Source organism: Pseudocitrobacter corydidari (assembly GCF_021172065.1).
In the GTDB taxonomy this organism is placed as follows: Bacteria; Pseudomonadota; Gammaproteobacteria; order Enterobacterales; family Enterobacteriaceae; genus Pseudocitrobacter; species Pseudocitrobacter corydidari.
In genome coordinates this window covers 3157424-3175135 of sequence record NZ_CP087880.1, presented here as the reverse complement: position 1 = coordinate 3175135, position 17712 = coordinate 3157424, and the positions used below count along the sequence as shown (strand labels likewise).

The 17712-nt window shown below is 54.6% G+C and carries 17 protein-coding genes and 3 tRNA genes; 12 read left to right on the top strand and 8 right to left on the bottom strand.

What is annotated here, in order from left to right; all coding sequences use genetic code 11:
* Positions 1-56: 56 nt before the first annotated feature.
* Together fhuF and G163CM_RS14785 are read right to left on the bottom strand one after the other, a co-directional pair.
* Positions 57-845 (bottom strand): siderophore-iron reductase FhuF, encoded by a 789-nt coding sequence (fhuF, locus tag G163CM_RS14790; RefSeq protein ID WP_231825469.1) that lies wholly within the window; start codon positions 843-845, stop codon positions 57-59.
* A gap of 103 nt (positions 846-948) precedes the next feature.
* Complete coding sequence (locus G163CM_RS14785) at positions 949-2013, bottom strand: GGDEF domain-containing protein (protein WP_231825468.1); 1065 nt, start codon at positions 2011-2013, stop codon at positions 949-951.
* Between the two features lie 209 nt (positions 2014-2222).
* On the opposite strand from G163CM_RS14785, the gene G163CM_RS14780 reads away from it, so the two are divergent.
* Positions 2223-2492: a DUF1435 domain-containing protein gene (locus G163CM_RS14780; RefSeq protein ID WP_231825467.1), complete on the top strand. Its 270-nt coding sequence runs from the start codon at positions 2223-2225 to the stop codon at positions 2490-2492.
* Between the two features lie 42 nt (positions 2493-2534).
* Here G163CM_RS14780 and G163CM_RS14775 read toward each other — a convergent pair.
* The 4 genes from G163CM_RS14775 to rsmC form a co-directional block, all read right to left on the bottom strand.
* Positions 2535-2621 (bottom strand) — tRNA-Leu (locus G163CM_RS14775).
* 30 nt (positions 2622-2651) lie between these two features.
* A tRNA-Leu gene (locus G163CM_RS14770) sits at positions 2652-2738 on the bottom strand.
* A 27-nt stretch (positions 2739-2765) separates the two neighbouring features.
* A tRNA-Leu gene (locus G163CM_RS14765) sits at positions 2766-2852 on the bottom strand.
* A 193-nt stretch (positions 2853-3045) separates the two neighbouring features.
* The gene (gene rsmC / locus G163CM_RS14760) at positions 3046-4077 is read right to left on the bottom strand and encodes a 16S rRNA (guanine(1207)-N(2))-methyltransferase RsmC (protein ID WP_231825466.1); all 1032 of its coding nucleotides are present in this window, start codon (positions 4075-4077) and stop codon (positions 3046-3048) included.
* A gap of 121 nt (positions 4078-4198) precedes the next feature.
* Between rsmC and G163CM_RS14755 the strand changes: the two genes are divergently transcribed.
* The 8 genes from G163CM_RS14755 to G163CM_RS14720 all read left to right on the top strand — a co-directional run bounded on the left by G163CM_RS14755 (position 4199) and on the right by G163CM_RS14720 (position 11548).
* Positions 4199-4612, top strand: coding sequence for a DNA polymerase III subunit psi (locus tag G163CM_RS14755; RefSeq protein WP_015966033.1), 414 nt, complete (start codon positions 4199-4201; stop codon positions 4610-4612).
* Entirely contained in the window at positions 4581-5027 is a 447-nt protein-coding gene (rimI, locus tag G163CM_RS14750) for a ribosomal protein S18-alanine N-acetyltransferase (RefSeq protein ID WP_231825465.1), read from the top strand. Before G163CM_RS14755 ends, rimI begins: the two co-directional genes overlap by 32 nt.
* Before the next feature lie 18 nt (positions 5028-5045).
* Positions 5046-5723, top strand: a complete 678-nt coding sequence (yjjG, locus tag G163CM_RS14745) for a pyrimidine 5'-nucleotidase (protein ID WP_231825464.1) — start codon at positions 5046-5048, stop codon at positions 5721-5723.
* A gap of 91 nt (positions 5724-5814) precedes the next feature.
* The gene (gene prfC, locus G163CM_RS14740) at positions 5815-7404 is read left to right on the top strand and encodes a peptide chain release factor 3 (protein WP_231825463.1); all 1590 of its coding nucleotides are present in this window, start codon (positions 5815-5817) and stop codon (positions 7402-7404) included.
* 355 nt (positions 7405-7759) lie between these two features.
* Positions 7760-8356, top strand: coding sequence for a molecular chaperone OsmY (gene osmY, locus G163CM_RS14735; protein ID WP_041686325.1), 597 nt, complete (start codon positions 7760-7762; stop codon positions 8354-8356).
* 104 nt (positions 8357-8460) lie between these two features.
* Entirely contained in the window at positions 8461-8622 is a 162-nt protein-coding gene (locus tag G163CM_RS14730; protein WP_007373037.1) for a DUF1328 domain-containing protein, read from the top strand.
* Positions 8623-9335: 713 nt separating this feature from the next.
* Positions 9336-10109, top strand: a complete 774-nt coding sequence (locus G163CM_RS14725) for a TatD family hydrolase (protein ID WP_231825462.1) — start codon at positions 9336-9338, stop codon at positions 10107-10109.
* Between the two features lie 161 nt (positions 10110-10270).
* The gene (locus G163CM_RS14720) at positions 10271-11548 is read left to right on the top strand and encodes a NupC/NupG family nucleoside CNT transporter (protein ID WP_231825461.1); all 1278 of its coding nucleotides are present in this window, start codon (positions 10271-10273) and stop codon (positions 11546-11548) included.
* On the opposite strand, the gene G163CM_RS14715 is transcribed toward G163CM_RS14720, so the two are convergent.
* Positions 11543-12406, bottom strand: coding sequence for a YjjW family glycine radical enzyme activase (locus G163CM_RS14715; RefSeq protein ID WP_231825460.1), 864 nt, complete (start codon positions 12404-12406; stop codon positions 11543-11545). The two genes, G163CM_RS14720 and G163CM_RS14715, sit on opposite strands and share 6 nt — an antisense overlap.
* Positions 12378-13928, bottom strand: coding sequence for a YjjI family glycine radical enzyme (locus tag G163CM_RS14710; protein WP_231825459.1), 1551 nt, complete (start codon positions 13926-13928; stop codon positions 12378-12380). The genes G163CM_RS14715 and G163CM_RS14710 overlap by 29 nt, the downstream gene beginning before the upstream one ends.
* Positions 13929-14174: 246 nt before the next feature.
* On the opposite strand from G163CM_RS14710, the gene deoC reads away from it, so the two are divergent.
* The 3 genes from deoC (at position 14175) to deoB (ending at position 17696) form a co-directional block, all read left to right on the top strand.
* Positions 14175-14954: a deoxyribose-phosphate aldolase gene (gene deoC / locus G163CM_RS14705; protein WP_015966024.1), complete on the top strand. Its 780-nt coding sequence runs from the start codon at positions 14175-14177 to the stop codon at positions 14952-14954.
* Between the two features lie 143 nt (positions 14955-15097).
* Positions 15098-16420, top strand: coding sequence for a thymidine phosphorylase (gene deoA, locus G163CM_RS14700; RefSeq protein ID WP_231825458.1), 1323 nt, complete (start codon positions 15098-15100; stop codon positions 16418-16420).
* A gap of 52 nt (positions 16421-16472) precedes the next feature.
* Complete coding sequence (gene deoB / locus G163CM_RS14695; RefSeq protein WP_149462991.1) at positions 16473-17696, top strand: phosphopentomutase; 1224 nt, start codon at positions 16473-16475, stop codon at positions 17694-17696.
* Positions 17697-17712: the final 16 nt, after the last annotated feature.

Sequence of the window (17712 nt, the reverse complement as noted above, 5' to 3'; positions counted from 1 at the left end):
GGCTAAATATCTCGTAGGCCTGATAAGCGTAGCGCCATCAGGCAATTCGCGTTCGATTATTTCAGCGTGCAGTCACCGCATTGCTGCACATCCGGCAGGCGGTAACGCTGACAGCAAGTACGGCGAACCAGCAACCCATCGCGCGGCACAACGGTGCGCCATAGCGGGTTGTCCAGGCCGCAGGAAAGGGTTTTCGCAAAGAAGAATTGTTGGCGAAGGCTGTTAACCTGTTCCTCGCCCAGTAAGGTTTTCATCTCGCCCAGATACCAGTTAATCAGATAACCGGTATTGCTCCAGATAAGTTTTCCGTTAATGTCGCCCGTGGCTTCCAGGGTCTCAACAACCGGGATCAACGCCTGTTTAATCAGCATTTCCATGCGATGTGACGGCGAAGACTGGCTGGCACGCGCATCTTCCTGCACATCGACCCAGAAGCAGGCGGCACGGCCTGTTTCATGAAATTCAACGTGAAAATGCTCCGGCGAGAGGTCAAGCGCGGCGTCTTCCGTCAGCAGCGCCAGCATCAGCGGCGGCACCATCAGGCCGATATACCATTGCGCCCACAACGAGATCAGCGGTTTATTCTCCCGCGTCATGGTTGGCTGGTTACGGTAGATGTGATCGGAATAGAGCGCCAGCAGCGAACTGAGCTCTGTGGGCCGCATCCACTCCGCCAGGGTTTTGGCTTGCGCAGGGTGTGGCTCATCAAGTTTGAAGCACTCCAGCATATGCGGGCGCTGTTCGGCAATTTTGTCGCGCACGGAGTCAGCCAGCGGTCGCTTACGTGTCGGAAGCGGCGCGCGCCAGATAATATCCTCTGCAATCGGTGCGGAACGGTAGGCCATAGAATTCGCTGGATACAAATCTAAATGATAATGATTGCCAATCCTAGCTATAGATAAAACCGAGCGCAAGGAGTTTTGTATTCCCTACGCTCAGGTTGTGAGGTTAGTACTGCGCAAGGGCGTCGCTGGTGAGAATGTTATTTCGACCCAGGCGTTTGGCTTCGTAGAGGGCTTTATCGGCATTTTCCAGCGATTTATCAATCTCTTCGCCCTCAAGTGGAGCAATGCCAATACTGATGGTCACGTTGGTTGCCACGCTGGCGTTGAGGATGTGTGGAATTTTAAGATCGTACACTTTCTGGCGGATACGCTCTGCGGCAAGTTGGGCGCTATCCGCATTGCTGTTTGCCAGCAGGACAACGAACTCTTCGCCGCCGAAGCGGGTCACAATATCGCGTGAGCGCACGGCATCGCGCACCGCTGCGGAAACCTGAATCAGCGCCTGATCGCCCATCATATGACCATAGTGATCGTTATAGGCTTTGAAATGGTCGATATCCAGCAGCAGGACATAATGACCTTCCGGTGCCAGCGACATCAGCGTGGCGAAACGGTGCTGGAAGCCACGGCGGTTATACAGCCCGGTTAAGGGGTCGAGCATACTTAAATCATTCAGCGTTTCCCGCTCTGCCAGCAGCTTGTGCATCAGGCTCTGGGCAAAGGCATCGTTACGCTTTTCAATCAGATGCTGGATGCTAATGCCAACAATGGGCAGCGCAAGGCAGAATGCCATCCTTGCCCATTGTTCACTGCCACTGAACAGCAGACAGATGATAAATACCGGCAATGAGTGCAGCAGGAACGCTACGATATTATTCGAAAAGGCGATGGTGCCAATGAACAATACGTTGAGCAGGACAACGATTAAGAAATTAACTTCGCCCGGATGCGTGCCCGGCATTTTTATCATGATGTGCCAGGCCCATAAACAGCCAAAAATAACTGAAATTACCGGAAGATAAATTTTTCGCTCTGCATTCAGCCAGTGCCAGAGCAGCAGGGCGCTACTTATACCTAAAATAAACGCGATGGGCAGCGTAAACGCATGAACTTTATAGATAGGGTTCAATAACGAAAATAGCGACGACACCAGATTGAGAAAAAGGAAGAGCCTCAGCGTGAGCTGATACTTTTTGCTGTGCAAAGACCGCCAGGATTGTACTGTCATAAGAGATCGTTATTAATCTTCTGGTTATTAAGAGAAGGTCGCCAGCTGTGAACAAGACAAATTAGAACATGCAAGAAGTGCACGCAAACCCCAGGAATTAAGAGGGGGAAGTTTACGGGCGCACAATTTATCACCTTACAACCGTCGTGTCATTATTCGTAAGCGAAAGTTATCAATTCATGGAGTTCTCAAATGATAAAAATTATCATATGATATTAGTTATCATTATCGATTTGAGAGATAAAACCATGTTGATGAGAACGTTGGGCAGTGGCTGGGGCGTGCTGATCTCGGGAATGGCGATTTTTGCTCTTGGCCTGATTGGCCTATCGATGGACGCCTGGCGCGGGATTATTGCCGTCGGTATGTTGCTGAGCTGCGTAATGATCTGGCATCGACAATGGCGACATTACGTGTTGCTGCCGTCATGCGTTGCGCTGATAAGCGGTTTAATGCTGATTGTGATGAATATTAAATAATGAGGAAAAACAGGGAAGTTACTCAGAGGGGAGAACGAGGACTGGTGCGAGGGGGGGGACTTGAACCCCCACGTCCGTAAGGACACTAACACCTGAAGCTAGCGCGTCTACCAATTCCGCCACCTTCGCACAGATATCTCGTTGTTTATATCGCCCTCGTGGTGCGAGGGGGGGGACTTGAACCCCCACGTCCGTAAGAACACTAACACCTGAAGCTAGCGCGTCTACCAATTCCGCCACCTTCGCACAGTGCGAGCGATATAACGTGGTTTATGGTGCGAGGGGGGGGACTTGAACCCCCACGTCCGAAAGGACACTAACACCTGAAGCTAGCGCGTCTACCAATTCCGCCACCTTCGCATACCATCGATACCGTAAAAAGTATCGTTACCACGGAGGCGCATTCTAGAGATTTTCAGCTTGACGTCAATAGTTAATTATTGGATGTCGCGCGATTGCTGCAAAAAACGGCGATTATTCTGCGCGAACGGCGCCTGATGGCGCTTCGCTTATCAGGCCTACCGATCCCGTAGGCCTGATAAGGCGGTACTGATTAGGCTTTCTTCGCCTGGCGGGTCATGATGGCGCGATACACCTTGAAGCGGCCGGTCTGCGCGATAACTTCGTGGAAACCAAAGGTTTCGTCGAGGATCGCCGGGTACGGCAGGAAGGCGTTCGCCACAATGCGCAGCTCGCCGCCGCTGTTCAGGTGACGCACGGCGGTACGAATCAGCGTTTGCGCGGCATCGAGGCTGGTTTGCAGACCATCGTGGAACGGCGGGTTGGAGATAATCATATCGAAGCGACCTTTCACTTCGGAGAAGACGTTGCTGGCAAAGACTTCGCCTTCAAAGCCGTTTGCCGCAAGCGTGGCGCGACTGGCTTCGACCGCTGGTGCGCTCACGTCGCACAGGGTTAAACGTACTTTTGGCGAATGGCTGGCAAGCGTCGAGGCTAACACGCCCGCGCCGCAGCCGACATCCAGCACTTTACCTTTAGTGTGCGGTGTCAGGGTGGAGAGCAGCAGTTGACTGCCCACGTCCAGCCCATCGCGGCTAAATACGCCCGGCAGCGTTTTGATGGTCAGGCCGTCGAGCTGATACTCGCCCCACTGTTTTTCCACATCAAAAGTGGTCTGTTTTTCCAGACGACCATGATACAGGCCGCAGCGACGTGCGCTGTCGACTTTGTTCAGCGGCGCGTAATCCGCCAGCATTTGTTCGGCGCTGCGCACGCCGCTACGGTTTTCACCGACCACAAAAATATCGGTACCGAGCGGCAGCAGTGACAGAATATTCATCAACTGGAACTGGGCTTCTGGCTTGTTCTTCGGCCAGTAATAAATAAGCGTGTCGCAGTCGGCGACGTCTGCCGCTTCAGCCACCAGACTGTAGCGCACATTTTCGCCCATTTGCTGGCTCAATACCTGCCAGTGGTGGAATTGCTGGGTATGGGCGCGGCTGAGTGCCGTGTCGAGGCGGGCAGGCAGGTCATCCTGCAAATCTCCGGCAAACAGAATACGGCTTTGTTCGAAATCATCACTGTGGCGCAGCAAGACTTCACTTGCCGGGGTAAAAGCAGACATGAAAAGCTCCTTCGTTAAACGTGGCGGCGATTATACACTGTTGTTTGCGCACGAGCGCGTAATTGGCGCACTTTCGCTGAGTTTGCTATATTTGCGCCCTTGATAGACAGGAGCGTTTCACATGACATCCCGGCGAGACTGGCAATTACAACAGTTGGGCATCACCCAGTGGTCTCTTAGGCGCCCGACGGCGTTGCAGGGGGAGATTGCGATTTCGCTACCGGAACATATCCAACTGGTGATGGTCGCCGATGATCTGCCGTTGCTGACGGAACCGCTTATTAGCGATGTACTGCGCGCGTTGCAGCTTACGCCAGACCGCGTCCTGCAACTTACGCCTGAAAAAGTGGCGATGCTGCCGCAGGGGAAACGCTGCAACTGCTGGCGTCTTGGCAACGATGAGCCCGTATCGCTGGAAGGGGCTCAGGTCTCAACGCCTGCCTTTAATGAATTAAAAGCCAGCGCGCCAGCACGCGCCGCGCTTTGGCAACAAATTTGCGCACATGAACACGATTTCTACCCTCAGCACGACTGATTTACCCGCAGCCTGGCAGATTGAAAAACGCGCCCACGCCTTTCCGTGGAGCGAAAAAACCTTCGTCAGCAATCAGGGCGAGCGATACCTGAACCTGAAGTTAACCGTTGGTAATGAACTGGCTGCCTTCGCTATCACGCAGGTGGTGCTGGATGAAGCGACGTTATTCAATATTGCAGTCGATCCCGCTTATCAACGTCGTGGGTTGGGGCGTGAGTTACTGGAACGCGTGATTGACGACGTCGAGAAGCGGGGCGTCACCACGCTATGGCTGGAAGTGCGCGCCTCGAATGCGCCCGCCATTGCGCTCTACGAGAGTTTAGGTTTTAACGAAGCGACGATTCGCCGCAATTACTACCCGACGGTTGACGGGCATGAAGATGCGATTGTGATGGCTTTGCCGCTCAGTATGTAAGTAAAACAAGGTGATACGATGAAGTGGGACTGGATTTTCTTTGACGCCGACGAAACGTTGTTTACGTTTGATTCTTTCAGCGGCTTACAGCGGATGTTTCTCGACTATAGCGTGACCTTTACCGCCGAAGATTTTCAGGACTACCAGGCTGTAAACAAACCGTTGTGGGTGGATTACCAGAACGGGGCAATCACCTCGTTGCAGCTTCAGCGCCAGCGTTTTGTTGGATGGGGTGAGCAGCTTAGCGTACCGCCGGAAGAGCTGAACGACGCGTTTATGAATGCAATGGCGGAAATCTGCGCGCCGCTGCCGGGTGCGGCCTCGCTTATCAACGCGCTGAAAGGCAAAGTGAAAATGGGGATCATCACCAACGGTTTCACGTCGTTGCAGCAGATTCGCCTTGAGCGCACCGGTTTTCGCGATCACTTTGATTTGCTGATAATTTCTGAAGAGGTCGGCGTCGCTAAACCTGACCGCCGCATTTTCGATCACGCACGAGAATTAGCCGGTAACCCGGACCCTTCGCGCATATTAATGGTCGGTGATACCGCCGCGTCGGATATCCTCGGCGGCATGAACGCGGGATGGTCTACCTGCTGGCTGAATGCGCACCAGCAGCCGCTGCCGGAAGGCATCAAACCCGACTATACCGTTTCGTCATTAAGCGAACTGGAGTTACTCCTGTGTAAACAGTGATTGCCTGTCCCCCTTTGATGGGTAAAATAGCCGCAATTTTTCGTATTTAACGTGCGCAGCGCTTTGCTGCGCCTGGAAAGAAGATCCCATTATGACGTTGTCTCCTTATTTGCAAGAGGTGGCGAAGCGCCGCACTTTTGCCATTATTTCCCACCCGGATGCCGGTAAAACGACGATTACCGAAAAGGTTCTCCTGTTCGGACAGGCGATTCAGACTGCGGGTACGGTAAAAGGCCGTGGCTCCAGCCAGCATGCGAAATCTGACTGGATGGAGATGGAAAAACAGCGTGGTATTTCTATCACCACGTCGGTGATGCAGTTCCCGTATCACGATTGCCTGGTGAACCTGCTGGACACCCCAGGGCACGAAGACTTCTCGGAAGATACCTACCGTACCCTGACGGCGGTCGACTGCTGCCTGATGGTTATCGATGCCGCGAAAGGTGTCGAAGATCGTACCCGTAAGCTGATGGAAGTTACGCGTCTGCGCGATACGCCGATCCTCACCTTTATGAACAAACTCGACCGTGACATCCGCGACCCGATGGAGCTGCTGGATGAAGTGGAAAACGAGCTGAAAATCGGCTGCGCGCCGATCACCTGGCCGATTGGCTGCGGCAAGCTGTTCAAAGGTGTTTACCATCTTTATAAAGACGAAACCTATCTTTATCAGACCGGTAAAGGCCACACCATTCAGGAAGTGCGCATCGTGAAAGGGCTGAATAACCCGGAACTGGATGCCGCTGTCGGTGAAGATCTGGCGCAGCAACTGCGTGATGAACTGGAGCTGGTACAGGGCGCATCGAACGAGTTCGATGAAGAGCTGTTCCTGGCCGGTGAAATCACGCCGGTATTCTTCGGTACCGCGTTGGGTAACTTCGGCGTAGACCACATGCTGGATGGCCTGGTCGAATGGGCACCCGCGCCGATGCCGCGTAAAACCGACACCCGCGAAGTGGTTGCAGCGGAAGAGAAGTTCACTGGCTTCGTCTTCAAAATTCAGGCCAATATGGACCCGAAACACCGTGACCGCGTGGCGTTCATGCGTGTTGTTTCGGGTAAGTATGAGAAAGGCATGAAGCTGCGTCAGGTGCGTATCGGTAAAGACGTGGTCATTTCTGATGCGCTGACCTTTATGGCGGGCGACCGTTCTCACGTAGAAGAAGCGTATCCTGGCGACATCATTGGTTTGCACAACCACGGCACCATTCAGATTGGCGACACCTTCACCCAGGGCGAAATGATGAAGTTCACCGGTATTCCGAACTTCGCGCCGGAACTGTTCCGTCGTATTCGTCTGCGCGATCCTCTGAAGCAAAAGCAGCTGCTTAAAGGGCTGGTACAGCTTTCAGAAGAGGGCGCGGTGCAGGTGTTCCGTCCGATTGCCAACAATGATTTGATCGTCGGCGCGGTGGGTGTGCTGCAGTTCGACGTGGTTGTGGCGCGCCTGAAAAGCGAATACAACGTTGAAGCGATTTACGAATCAGTAAACGTCGCCACTGCCCGTTGGGTGGAAGGCAAAGACGTTAAGAAATTCGAAGAGTTTAAACGTAAGAACGAAATTCAGCTGGCGCTGGATGGTGGCGATAATCTGACCTATATCGCCCCAACCATGGTTAACCTGAACCTGACGCAGGAACGTTACCCTGATGTCGAGTTCCGCAAAACTCGCGAGCACTAATTCCCCCAGGAAGCACGGCCAGCGCCGTGCTTCCGCGTTTTTCCCCTCACTTTTCCCGACTGCGGAAAGTTCTTAATTGCACCCCTATCTCACCCATTTTGCTGGTTTTTTAAACGATTACGCCTGCAAGTTGCCGAGAGTGTTCTATATTTAACAGAGTGATGAGCAAGTTGCTGGTTTAATGCACTTTGTAATTTAAGAATATTAGCGCATTAACCCATCAAATATTCTCATCTCAGTATGAAAAACCATAAACCGGTCGGGGATAACCGACTCACCAGGAGGACGGGTGTCGTCCTCAGCAGCATAACGGCCATGGAGCCGGGTGCGCAAAAACCGGGCAATACAAGGAGATATGATGATGACTAAGATGAAAATGGGAAAAACGTTGCTGGCCGTCATTCTGGGCTCTGCGGTGATGAGCGGTTCTGCAATGGCTGAAAGCAATGCGGCCTCTGAAGCAGGACAGAAAGTTGACAGTTCGATGAATAAAGTCGGCAACTTCATGGATGACAGTGCAATCACCGCGAAAGTGAAAGCGGCGCTGGTTGATCATGATGCGATTAAGAGCACCGATATTTCGGTAAAAACCGAGAATAAAGTGGTGATCTTAAGCGGTACCGTTGATAACCAGTCTCAGTCCGATCAGGCCACCTCCCTGGCGAAAGGGGTTGAAGGCGTGAGCAGCGTCGAGAACAAACTGACCATTCGTGAAGGCAAAGCCGACAGCATGAAAGGTTATGCGGGCGATGCGGCAACCACCAGCGAAGTGAAAGCTAAACTTCTGGCTGATGACATTGTTCCGTCACGCAAAGTGAAAGTTGAGACCACCGATGGCGTCGTGACGCTGACCGGTACGGTTGAATCTAAAGCGCAGGTGGAACGCGCGGAAAGCATCGCGAAGGCCATTGACGGCGTGAAAAGCGTAGAAAACGACCTGAAAACGCCGTAAGGGCAGCTCAGGAAAATATTGATGTACTTTTAATTTTTAATATCGCTGGTGTCGCCTGAGTGCGTTGAGAAGCGGTGACATTAACTATGGTAAAGGAGAATCGTATGTTTCGTTGGGGCATTATCTTTCTGGTTATCGCGTTAATTGCCGCTGCACTGGGCTTTGGTGGGTTAGCAGGTACCGCAGCAGGTGCGGCGAAAATTGTATTTATCGTCGGTATCATCCTGTTCCTGGTCAGCCTGTTTATGGGCCGCAGACGTCCGTAGCGTCTGATACAGACAATTTACAAAGCCAGTCTTCGGACTGGCTTTTGTCGTTTATGCGCGGCTGCCGGATGGCGGCGTACCGCCTTATCCGGCCTACAAATAGCGTAGATCATCAGCCGCAATTGCTGGTTGGTGAGTTCACAGGATTCAAGGAACCGTAGGCCTGATAAGCGCAGCGCCATCAGGCACAGTTCGGCGCAGCTGCCGGATGGCGGCGTACCGCCTTATCCGGCCTACAAATAGCGTAGATCATCAGCCACAATGCTGATTGGTGAGTTCACAGGATTCAAGGAACCGTAGGCCTGATAAGCGCAGCGCCATCAGGCGCAGTTCGGCGCAACTGCCGGATGGCGGCGTACCGCCTTGTCCGGCCTACAAATAGCGTAGATCATCAGCCGCAATTGCTGGTTGGTGAGTTCACAGGATTCAAGGAACCGTAGGCCTGATAAGCGCAGCGCCATCAGGCACAGTTCGGCGCGGCTGCCGGATGGCGGCGTACCGCCTTATCCGGCCTACAAATAGCGTAGATCATCAGCCGCAATTGCTGGTTGGTGAATTCACAGGATTCAAGGAACCGTAGGCCTGATAAGCGTAGCGCCATCAGGCGCAGTTCGGCGCAACTGCCGGATGGCGGCGTACCGCCTTATCCGGCCTACAAAACCATAAACCAAATGGGGTACACTGAAACGCTGCACGTTGCCGGAGAAAACCGCATGACCTTTCGTTTTATCGACACCCATTGTCACTTTGATTTTCCGCCGTTCACTGGTGATGAAACGTCAAGCCTGGCGCAGGCCGCGCAGGCGGGCGTTGAAAAAATCATTGTTCCGGCAACAGAGGCATTGCGTTTTGATACGGTGCTCTCGCTGGCCTCCCGGCATACGGCGCTGTATGCCGCGCTGGGTCTGCATCCTGGTGTCATTGAAAATCATGATGACAGAAGCCTGGAAGCACTGGAGACGGTACTGGCGTCAAAGCCGGAAAAACTGATTGCCGTCGGCGAGATTGGTCTCGATCTCTATCGTGAAGACCCGCAGTTTGAACGCCAGCAGCGCCTGCTGGATGCGCAGCTACAACTGGCAAAACACTATGATTTACCGGTCATTCTGCATTCACGTCGTACCCATGACAAACTGGCGATGCACCTGAAACGTCATGCGCTACCGCGAACCGGCGTGGTGCATGGTTTTTCCGGTAGCCTGCAACAGGCGGTGCGGTTTGTTGAACTGGGTTATAAGATTGGCGTCGGCGGCACCATCACCTATCCGCGCGCCAGCAAAACGCGCGCTGTCATGGCGCAACTTCCGCTCAGCGCATTACTGCTAGAAACAGACGCGCCGGATATGCCGTTAAACGGTTATCAGGGCCAGCCCAACCGTCCGGAACGCGTGGCGCAGATCTTTCATGAACTGTGCACACTACGCGATGAATCTCCGGCAGACATAGCGGAAGCGCTGTGGTGCAACAGCCACCAGCTCTTTTTCTGATTTGTTAACAACTGGTGTGATTTGAGTCTCATTATTAACTTTTACTCTCTGAGTCTTGCGTAAAATATGTGATGTCACGCGAGAAGGATAGTGACGGAACGTTATAATCGTGGCGCGTTAAGTTGCGTCATTTTCAACGTTTCAATACACAGGGACTCTGTATGCAAATCCTCATGGGACTCATCGGCATGGTGGTTCTGCTGGCCATTGCCTTACTTCTCTCCAATAATCGTCGAGCGATCAATCTCCGAACCGTGCTGGGTGCCTGGCTGATTCAGGTCGGAATTGGTGCGCTTATCCTTTATGTTCCCGCTGGCCGTAAGGTGCTGCTGGCGATGTCCGAAGGCGTGGCGAACGTCATCGCCTACGGTAACGAAGGTATCGGCTTCCTGTTTGGCGGGCTGGTATCGGACAAAATGTTTGAAGTCTTCGGCGGCGGCGGTTTTGTTTTCGCGTTGCGCGTACTGCCGGTTATCGTCTTCTTCTCCTCGCTGATTGCCGTGCTTTACTACCTCGGCATTATGCAGTTTGTGATCCGTATTCTGGGCGGCGCGCTGCGTGCGGTGCTGAAAACGTCCCGTACGGAATCGCTCTCCGCGACGGCGAATATTTTCGTCGGGCAAACCGAAGCGCCGCTGGTGGTGCGTCCGTATATTGCTACCATGACGCGTTCTGAACTGTTCGCGGTAATGTGCGGCGGCCTGGCGTCGGTGGCCGGTTCGGTTCTGGCAGGCTACGCGCAGATGGGCGTGCCGCTGGAGTACCTGATTGCTGCGTCGTTCATGGCGGCACCGGGCGGCCTGCTGTTCGCGAAAATCATTGTGCCGGAAACGGAAAAACCGCACGACTCGCCGAACCTGGAAGCCGAAACGGATAACCCGGATGCCCCGGCAAACGTGCTGGATGCTGCGGCGTCTGGTGCTGCATCGGGTATGCAACTGGCGTTGAACGTCGGCGCAATGCTGCTGGCGTTTATCGCCCTGATTGCCCTGCTGAACGGCATGCTCTCCGGGATTGGCGGCTGGTTTAACCATCCGGAGCTGTCGCTGCAAATGATCCTCGGCTGGGTCTTCTCGCCGCTGGCGTGGGTGATTGGTGTGCCGTGGAGCGAAGCAACGGTGGCGGGGTCGTTTATCGGCCAGAAACTGATCATTAACGAATTCGTGGCTTATATGAACTTCGGCGCATACCTGAAGCCGGATGCCGAAGTGGCCGCCGCCGGGTTACAGGTCATTTCTGCGCATTCAAAGGCGATTATTTCGTTTGCCCTGTGCGGCTTTGCCAACCTGTCGTCAATTGCCATTCTGATTGGCGGATTGGGCGGCATGGCACCGAGCCGTCGCCAGGATATCGCCCAGCTTGGCCTGCGCGCGGTAGCGGCGGGGACGCTCTCGAACCTGATGAGCGCTACCATCGCCGGGGTATTCCTCGCGCTATAAGTAAAGCGCCGGCGGGATAATCTGCGTTATCCCTCTGGCCCGCAGCGCCTGCGCCAGCGCTTCAATGTCGTCTGGCCCGGCGCTACGCCACGTTTTTGCTTCGCCGTACACGCCATACGCATGAAACGCATTCAGCCGCACCGGCACCTCTCCCAGTTCACGAATAAACGCGCTTAACGCCTCTATCTCTTGCAGATAATCGCTTTGCTGCGGGATCACCAGCAAACGCAATTCCGCCAGTAAGCCACGCTCTGCCAGCCAGCGAATGCTCGCCTTGATGCGTTGATTGCTTCGCCCGGTCAGCGCCTGATGCATGGTTTCACCCCAGGCTTTTAAATCGACCATCACGCCGTCACACAGCGGGCGCAATTTTTCCCAACCCGCGCTAGACAACTCGCCGTTGCTGTCGACCATGCAGGTGAGATGGCGCAGGGCGGGCGACTGGCGAATCTGTTCAAACAGCGCGCAGACAAACGGTAACTGCGTGGTGGCCTCGCCGCCGCTGACGGTGACGCCCTCAATAAACGGTGCGGCGCGGGTAATCTGCTGGAGAATGTGTTCCATGCTCCAGAGCTGGGCCATCGGCGTTGCCTGCTGCGGGCACATTTGCAGGCAGGTGTCGCACTGCTGACAGGCGTCCTCCTGCCAGTAAACGCGCCCACCCTGAATGGAGAGCGCAGCGTGCGGACAGTGCGGCACGCATTCGCCACAATCGTTACAACGGCCCATCGTCCACGGGTTATGGCAGTTTTTACAGCGCAGATTACACCCTTGCAGGAACAGGGCCAGGCGGCTGCCCGGCCCATCCACGCACGAGAAGGGGATGATTTTACTGACTAAAGCGCATCTGCTGTTCATGGCTGACCACTCGCGGTTGGCGTTCCAGAATGCGCGTATTGCGCGCGGCTTCCTCACCCAGCCAGGTGGTATTGGTGCGTGAACCGTCGGCGCGGTACTTTTCCAGATCCGACAAGCGCACCATGTAGCCCGTGACGCGCACCAGATCGTTACCGCTGACGTTAGCGCTGAACTCGCGCATGCCGACCCTGAACGCCCCGAGGCAAAGCTGCATCACCGCCTGCGGGTTACGTTTTACCGTTTCATCGAGCGTCAGGATATCGCTGATCCCTGCCGGATAATGCGCGTGATGCGGTGCAACCGCCAGCAGATGACTCACCGGATCGGGCTCATCGCCGTAGGGCAGACGCGCGCCCGGCGTGGTGCCGATATCGGAGCTGATCCCCGATTGCGCATGCAGCATTGCACGCTGCTGCCAGCCGTAACGCACAGGTGTGTTCGCCACAAAATCTGCGAGTTGTTCACTGATGCGGTAACCCAGCGCGTTGGCCTGAGGATCTTTGCCATAGTGGGCGCTAAGATCGTCTTTCTCACACAGGATATTGACCGCCTCGGCGAGAGAATAGATGCCAAACATGGGCACAAAACGATCGGGGTCGATCAGACCTTCTGCCACCAGGAAGCTATGATCAAAGAAGTGCGATTGCTCATAGAGGAAGGCGCAGCGGGCGTCAATGATGTCGATTTGTTGCTGGCAGTAGTGCGGCAACGCGCGGGTGAAGAAATCATCCGTGGAGTGACTGCGCTTCGCCACCTCCTGCAAATTGAGGCGTACCAGCGTACTGCCGCCGCCCGCCATCGGCAGGCTGTTGTAACAGCTCACGATGCCATAGTGAGCTTTTGTGAAAATATTATCATTTAATGGGCCGTTGGCGATGTGGGGTTTGCTGCACTCGCAGATATTTTTGCTGACTTCCAGCATCAGATCGTCTGGGGTGATTTCCGGATCGTAGATAAAGGTGAGATTCGGTGCGACCTGCTTCAGTTCAGCGTCTGCGCGAAGAATGGCGCGCGTTATTGGTGTGTCGGCGGGGCCAATATTCACATGTGTGAAGGCGTCCGGGAGCGTGCGATCGAGATAGCGCCAGAAACGTTTTATTCGGCTATTGATTTCTTCTTGTGTTAGAATTCTAACATACGGCATCAGAAGCGCATCAAGATGACCGAGGAACACCGGCATGGCGGTGACGGAAGGAACGTGGTGATAAAGAATGGTGAGCAAAGAGAGCGCATCGTCTAAATCCTGAGCGCCTTCCAGCTCCAGCCATTCTGAACCGTTTGCCAGAAAACGCGCGTAGTCCGGCAGCACGTAACGCGGTTTATAAGGGGCATGACCTTCGAACATATCGCAGATAACGCCCTCCGCCAGCGCGGCTTGTGCAGCGGGCGTCAGCGCCGGGTAAGGCAGTGCGTTTTCCGCCTCCAGCGCCAGAAAATGGCGTTTCTGTTCCGGGCTTAAAACAGGGCTTGTCACAATTTTCTGGCACTGTTGCAGCACCGATGAAGAGGTTGATGTTGGCATGGGGTGTTCCTCAGGCGAGAGATGGGCGAAGTGTAGGAAAAAGCGCGTAGCGATCTTTTGATCCCATACGGCGAACCACGTGTTTTCTTGCGCTGAAAGAGTGAGAAGTTTGATTAATGTCTCATTATGGTTATGCAAACTTTTAGATGTGTTTCATTAACTGTGATGAGTGTCGAAGTGTGAGTGCGGGTCGGTGTTACAATAGTCACATACCCGCAAGGTGAAATTTTAAAGTCGGAGAACAAAATGACTGATTTAACGGCAAGCAGCCTGCGTGCATTAAAACTGATGGACCTGACCACCCTGAACGAAGACGACACTGACGCGAAAGTCATCGCGCTGTGTCATCAGGCGAAAACTCCGGTCGGCAACACGGCAGCGGTCTGCATCTACCCGCGTTTTATCCCGATTGCGCGTAAAACCCTGAACGAACAGGGCACGCCGGATATCCGCATCGCCACCGTCACCAACTTCCCGCACGGTAACGACGACATCGATATTGCGCTGGCGGAAACCCGTGCGGCAATCGCCTACGGTGCTGACGAAGTTGACGTGGTGTTCCCATACCGCGCGCTGATCGCCGGTAATGAACAGGTCGGCTTCGACCTGGTGAAAGCCTGTAAAGACGCCTGTGCAGCGGCAAACGTACTGCTGAAAGTGATTATCGAAACCGGCGAACTGAAAGAAGAAGCGCTGATTCGTAAAGCCTCTGAAATTTCCATCAAAGCTGGTGCGGACTTCATCAAAACCTCTACCGGTAAAGTGCCGGTTAACGCCACCCCGGAAAGCGCGCGCATCATGATGGAAGTGATCCGTGATATGGGCGTATCTAAAACCGTTGGCTTCAAACCGGCGGGCGGCGTACGCAGTGCGGAAGACGCACAGCAGTTCCTGGCGATTGCCGACGAACTGTTCGGCGCAGACTGGGCGGATTCCCGCCACTACCGTTTCGGCGCATCCAGCCTGCTGGCGAGCCTGCTGAAAGCACTCGGCCACGGCGACGGTAAAAGCGCAAGCAGCTACTAAGGCGTTAAGTGCCTGATGGCGCTGCGCTTATCTGGCCTGCAACGATTGTAGGCCGGATAAGGCGACAGCCGCCATCCGGCAATGCTGACGGGCACGGCCCCGGCAAAAACCGCCTTCATACTCTTTTCCTCAGGGAGGTTACCTTGTTTCTCGCACAAGAAATCATTCGTAAAAAACGCGACGGTCACGCATTAAGCGACGAAGAGATTCGTTTCTTTATCAATGGCATTCGCGATAACACCATTTCAGAAGGGCAAATTGCTGCTCTGGCGATGACCATTTTCTTCCACGATATGGCTATTGAAGAGCGCGTCTCGCTGACCATGGCCATGCGTGATTCAGGAACCGTTCTGGACTGGAAAAGCCTTAACCTTAATGGCCCGATTGTCGATAAACATTCCACCGGCGGCGTGGGTGATGTCACTTCACTGATGCTGGGGCCGATGGTTGCCGCATGTGGTGGCTACATTCCGATGATCTCCGGGCGTGGCCTGGGGCATACCGGCGGTACGCTGGACAAACTGGAAGCGATCCCTGGGTTTGATATTTTCCCAAGCGATGACCGTTTCCGTGAAATTATTAAAGACGTGGGTGTGGCGATCATTGGGCAGACCAGTTCGCTCGCACCGGCGGATAAACGTTTTTATGCCACGCGTGACATTACCGCGACGGTGGACTCCATCCCGCTTATCACCGCGTCCATCCTCGCCAAAAAACTGGCTGAAGGTATCGATGCGCTGGTGATGGATGTGAAAGTAGGCAGCGGCGCATTTATGCCGACCTACGAACTTTCTCAGGCGCTGGCCGAAGCGATTGTTGGCGTCGCCAACGGCGCGGGCGTGCGCACGACCGCGCTGCTGACTGACATGAACCAGGTGCTGGCCTCCAGCGCGGGTAACGCCGTCGAAGTACGCGAAGCGGTGCAGTTCCTGACAGGTGAATATCGCAACCCGCGTCTGCTCGACGTTACCATGGCGCTGTGCGTGGAAATGCTGATTTCCGGCAAGCTCGCCAAAGATGACGCAGAAGCGCGCGCCAAATTGCAGGCGGTGCTGGATAACGGCAAAGCGGCAGAGGTATTTGGCCGCATGGTGGCAGCGCAAAAGGGCCCGACCGATTTCGTGGAAAATTATGCGAAATACCTGCCGACCGCGATGCTCAGCAAAGCGGTGTATGCTGACACCGAAGGCTTTGTCGGCGCGATGGACACTCGCGCGCTCGGCATGGCGGTGGTGGCGATGGGCGGTGGACGCCGCCAGGCTTCCGATACACTCGATTACAGCGTCGGCCTGACCGACATGATTCGTCTGGGTGACAGCGTTGACGGGCAGCGTCCGCTGGCGGTCATTCACGCGAAAGATGAAAACAGCTGGCAGGAAGCGGCGAAAGCCGTCAAAGCGGCCATTCGCCTTGACGACAAAGCGCCAGAAATTACACCGACAGTCTATCGTCGAATCACTGAATAGCGATATACTGATCTGATCGCTTTTTTGCAGCGCAAGATGTATGGAGAACAAGATGAAACGTGCATTTATTATGGTGCTGGACTCCTTTGGTATCGGCGCAACTGAAGATGCCGACCGCTTTGGCGATGTCGGTGCGGATACAATGGGCCATATCGCAGAAGCCTGCGCCAAAGGTGAGGCTGACAATGGCCGTAAAGGCCCGCTGAACCTGCCTAACCTGACCCGCCTGGGCCTGGTGAAAGCGCATGAGGGTTCTACCGGTAAAATCGCCGCGGGTATGGACGGCAATGCCGAAGTCGTTGGCGCGTACGCGTGGGCGCATGAACTCTCTTCCGGTAAAGACACCCCGTCGGGTCACTGGGAAATCGCCGGCGTGCCGGTTCTGTTCGACTGGGGCTACTTCAGCGACCACGAAAACAGCTTCCCGCAGGAACTGCTGGATAAACTGGTAAAACGCGCGAATCTGCCGGGTTACCTGGGTAACTGCCACTCTTCCGGTACCGTGATTCTGGACGAACTGGGCGAAGAGCATATGAAAACCGGTAAGCCGATTTTCTACACCTCCGCCGATTCCGTGTTCCAGATTGCCTGCCACGAAGAGACTTTTGGCCTGGATAAACTTTACGAGCTGTGTGAAATCGCCCGTGAAGAGCTGACCGAAGGCGGCTACAACATTGGCCGCGTAATTGCGCGTCCGTTTATCGGCGATAAAGCCGGTAACTTCCAGCGTACTGGCAACCGTCACGATCTGGCTGTCGAACCGCCAGCGCCGACCGTGTTGCAGAAACTGGTTGATGAGAAAGACGGCCACGTGGTTTCCGTGGGTAAAATCGCGGATATCTACGCCAACTGCGGTATCACTAAAAAAGTGAAAGCCACCGGGCTGGACGCGCTGTTTGACGCGACCATCAAAGAGATGAAAGAAGCGGGCGATAAGACCATTGTCTTCACCAACTTCGTTGATTTCGACTCCTCCTGGGGGCACCGTCGCGATATCGCCGGTTACGCTGCGGGTCTTGAACTGTTCGACCGCCGTCTGCCGGAGCTGATGGAGCTGGTAGGGGAAGATGACATTCTGATCCTGACCGCTGACCACGGCTGCGACCCAAGCTGGCAGGGCACCGACCATACCCGTGAGCACATCCCGGTACTGGTTTATGGCCCGAAAGTAAAACCGGGTTCGCTCGGCCACCGCGAAACATTTGCGGATATCGGCCAGACGCTGGCGACGTACTTCGGTACGTCACCGATGGAATACGGTAAAAACATGCTGTGATTGCTTGCCCGGTGGC

Coding starts and splice junctions, on each gene's coding strand:
- fhuF (WP_231825469.1), bottom strand. CDS start 845: ATGGCCTACCGTTCCGCACCGATTGCAGAGGATATTATCTGGCGCGCG.
- G163CM_RS14785 (WP_231825468.1), bottom strand. CDS start 2,013: ATGACAGTACAATCCTGGCGGTCTTTGCACAGCAAAAAGTATCAGCTC.
- G163CM_RS14780 (WP_231825467.1), top strand. CDS start 2,223: ATGATATTAGTTATCATTATCGATTTGAGAGATAAAACCATGTTGATG.
- rsmC (WP_231825466.1), bottom strand. CDS start 4,077: ATGTCTGCTTTTACCCCGGCAAGTGAAGTCTTGCTGCGCCACAGTGAT.
- G163CM_RS14755 (WP_015966033.1), top strand. CDS start 4,199: ATGACATCCCGGCGAGACTGGCAATTACAACAGTTGGGCATCACCCAG.
- rimI (WP_231825465.1), top strand. CDS start 4,581: ATGAACACGATTTCTACCCTCAGCACGACTGATTTACCCGCAGCCTGG.
- yjjG (WP_231825464.1), top strand. CDS start 5,046: ATGAAGTGGGACTGGATTTTCTTTGACGCCGACGAAACGTTGTTTACG.
- prfC (WP_231825463.1), top strand. CDS start 5,815: ATGACGTTGTCTCCTTATTTGCAAGAGGTGGCGAAGCGCCGCACTTTT.
- osmY (WP_041686325.1), top strand. CDS start 7,760: ATGATGATGACTAAGATGAAAATGGGAAAAACGTTGCTGGCCGTCATT.
- G163CM_RS14730 (WP_007373037.1), top strand. CDS start 8,461: ATGTTTCGTTGGGGCATTATCTTTCTGGTTATCGCGTTAATTGCCGCT.
- G163CM_RS14725 (WP_231825462.1), top strand. CDS start 9,336: ATGACCTTTCGTTTTATCGACACCCATTGTCACTTTGATTTTCCGCCG.
- G163CM_RS14720 (WP_231825461.1), top strand. CDS start 10,271: ATGCAAATCCTCATGGGACTCATCGGCATGGTGGTTCTGCTGGCCATT.
- G163CM_RS14715 (WP_231825460.1), bottom strand. CDS start 12,406: ATGAACAGCAGATGCGCTTTAGTCAGTAAAATCATCCCCTTCTCGTGC.
- G163CM_RS14710 (WP_231825459.1), bottom strand. CDS start 13,928: ATGCCAACATCAACCTCTTCATCGGTGCTGCAACAGTGCCAGAAAATT.
- deoC (WP_015966024.1), top strand. CDS start 14,175: ATGACTGATTTAACGGCAAGCAGCCTGCGTGCATTAAAACTGATGGAC.
- deoB (WP_149462991.1), top strand. CDS start 16,473: ATGAAACGTGCATTTATTATGGTGCTGGACTCCTTTGGTATCGGCGCA.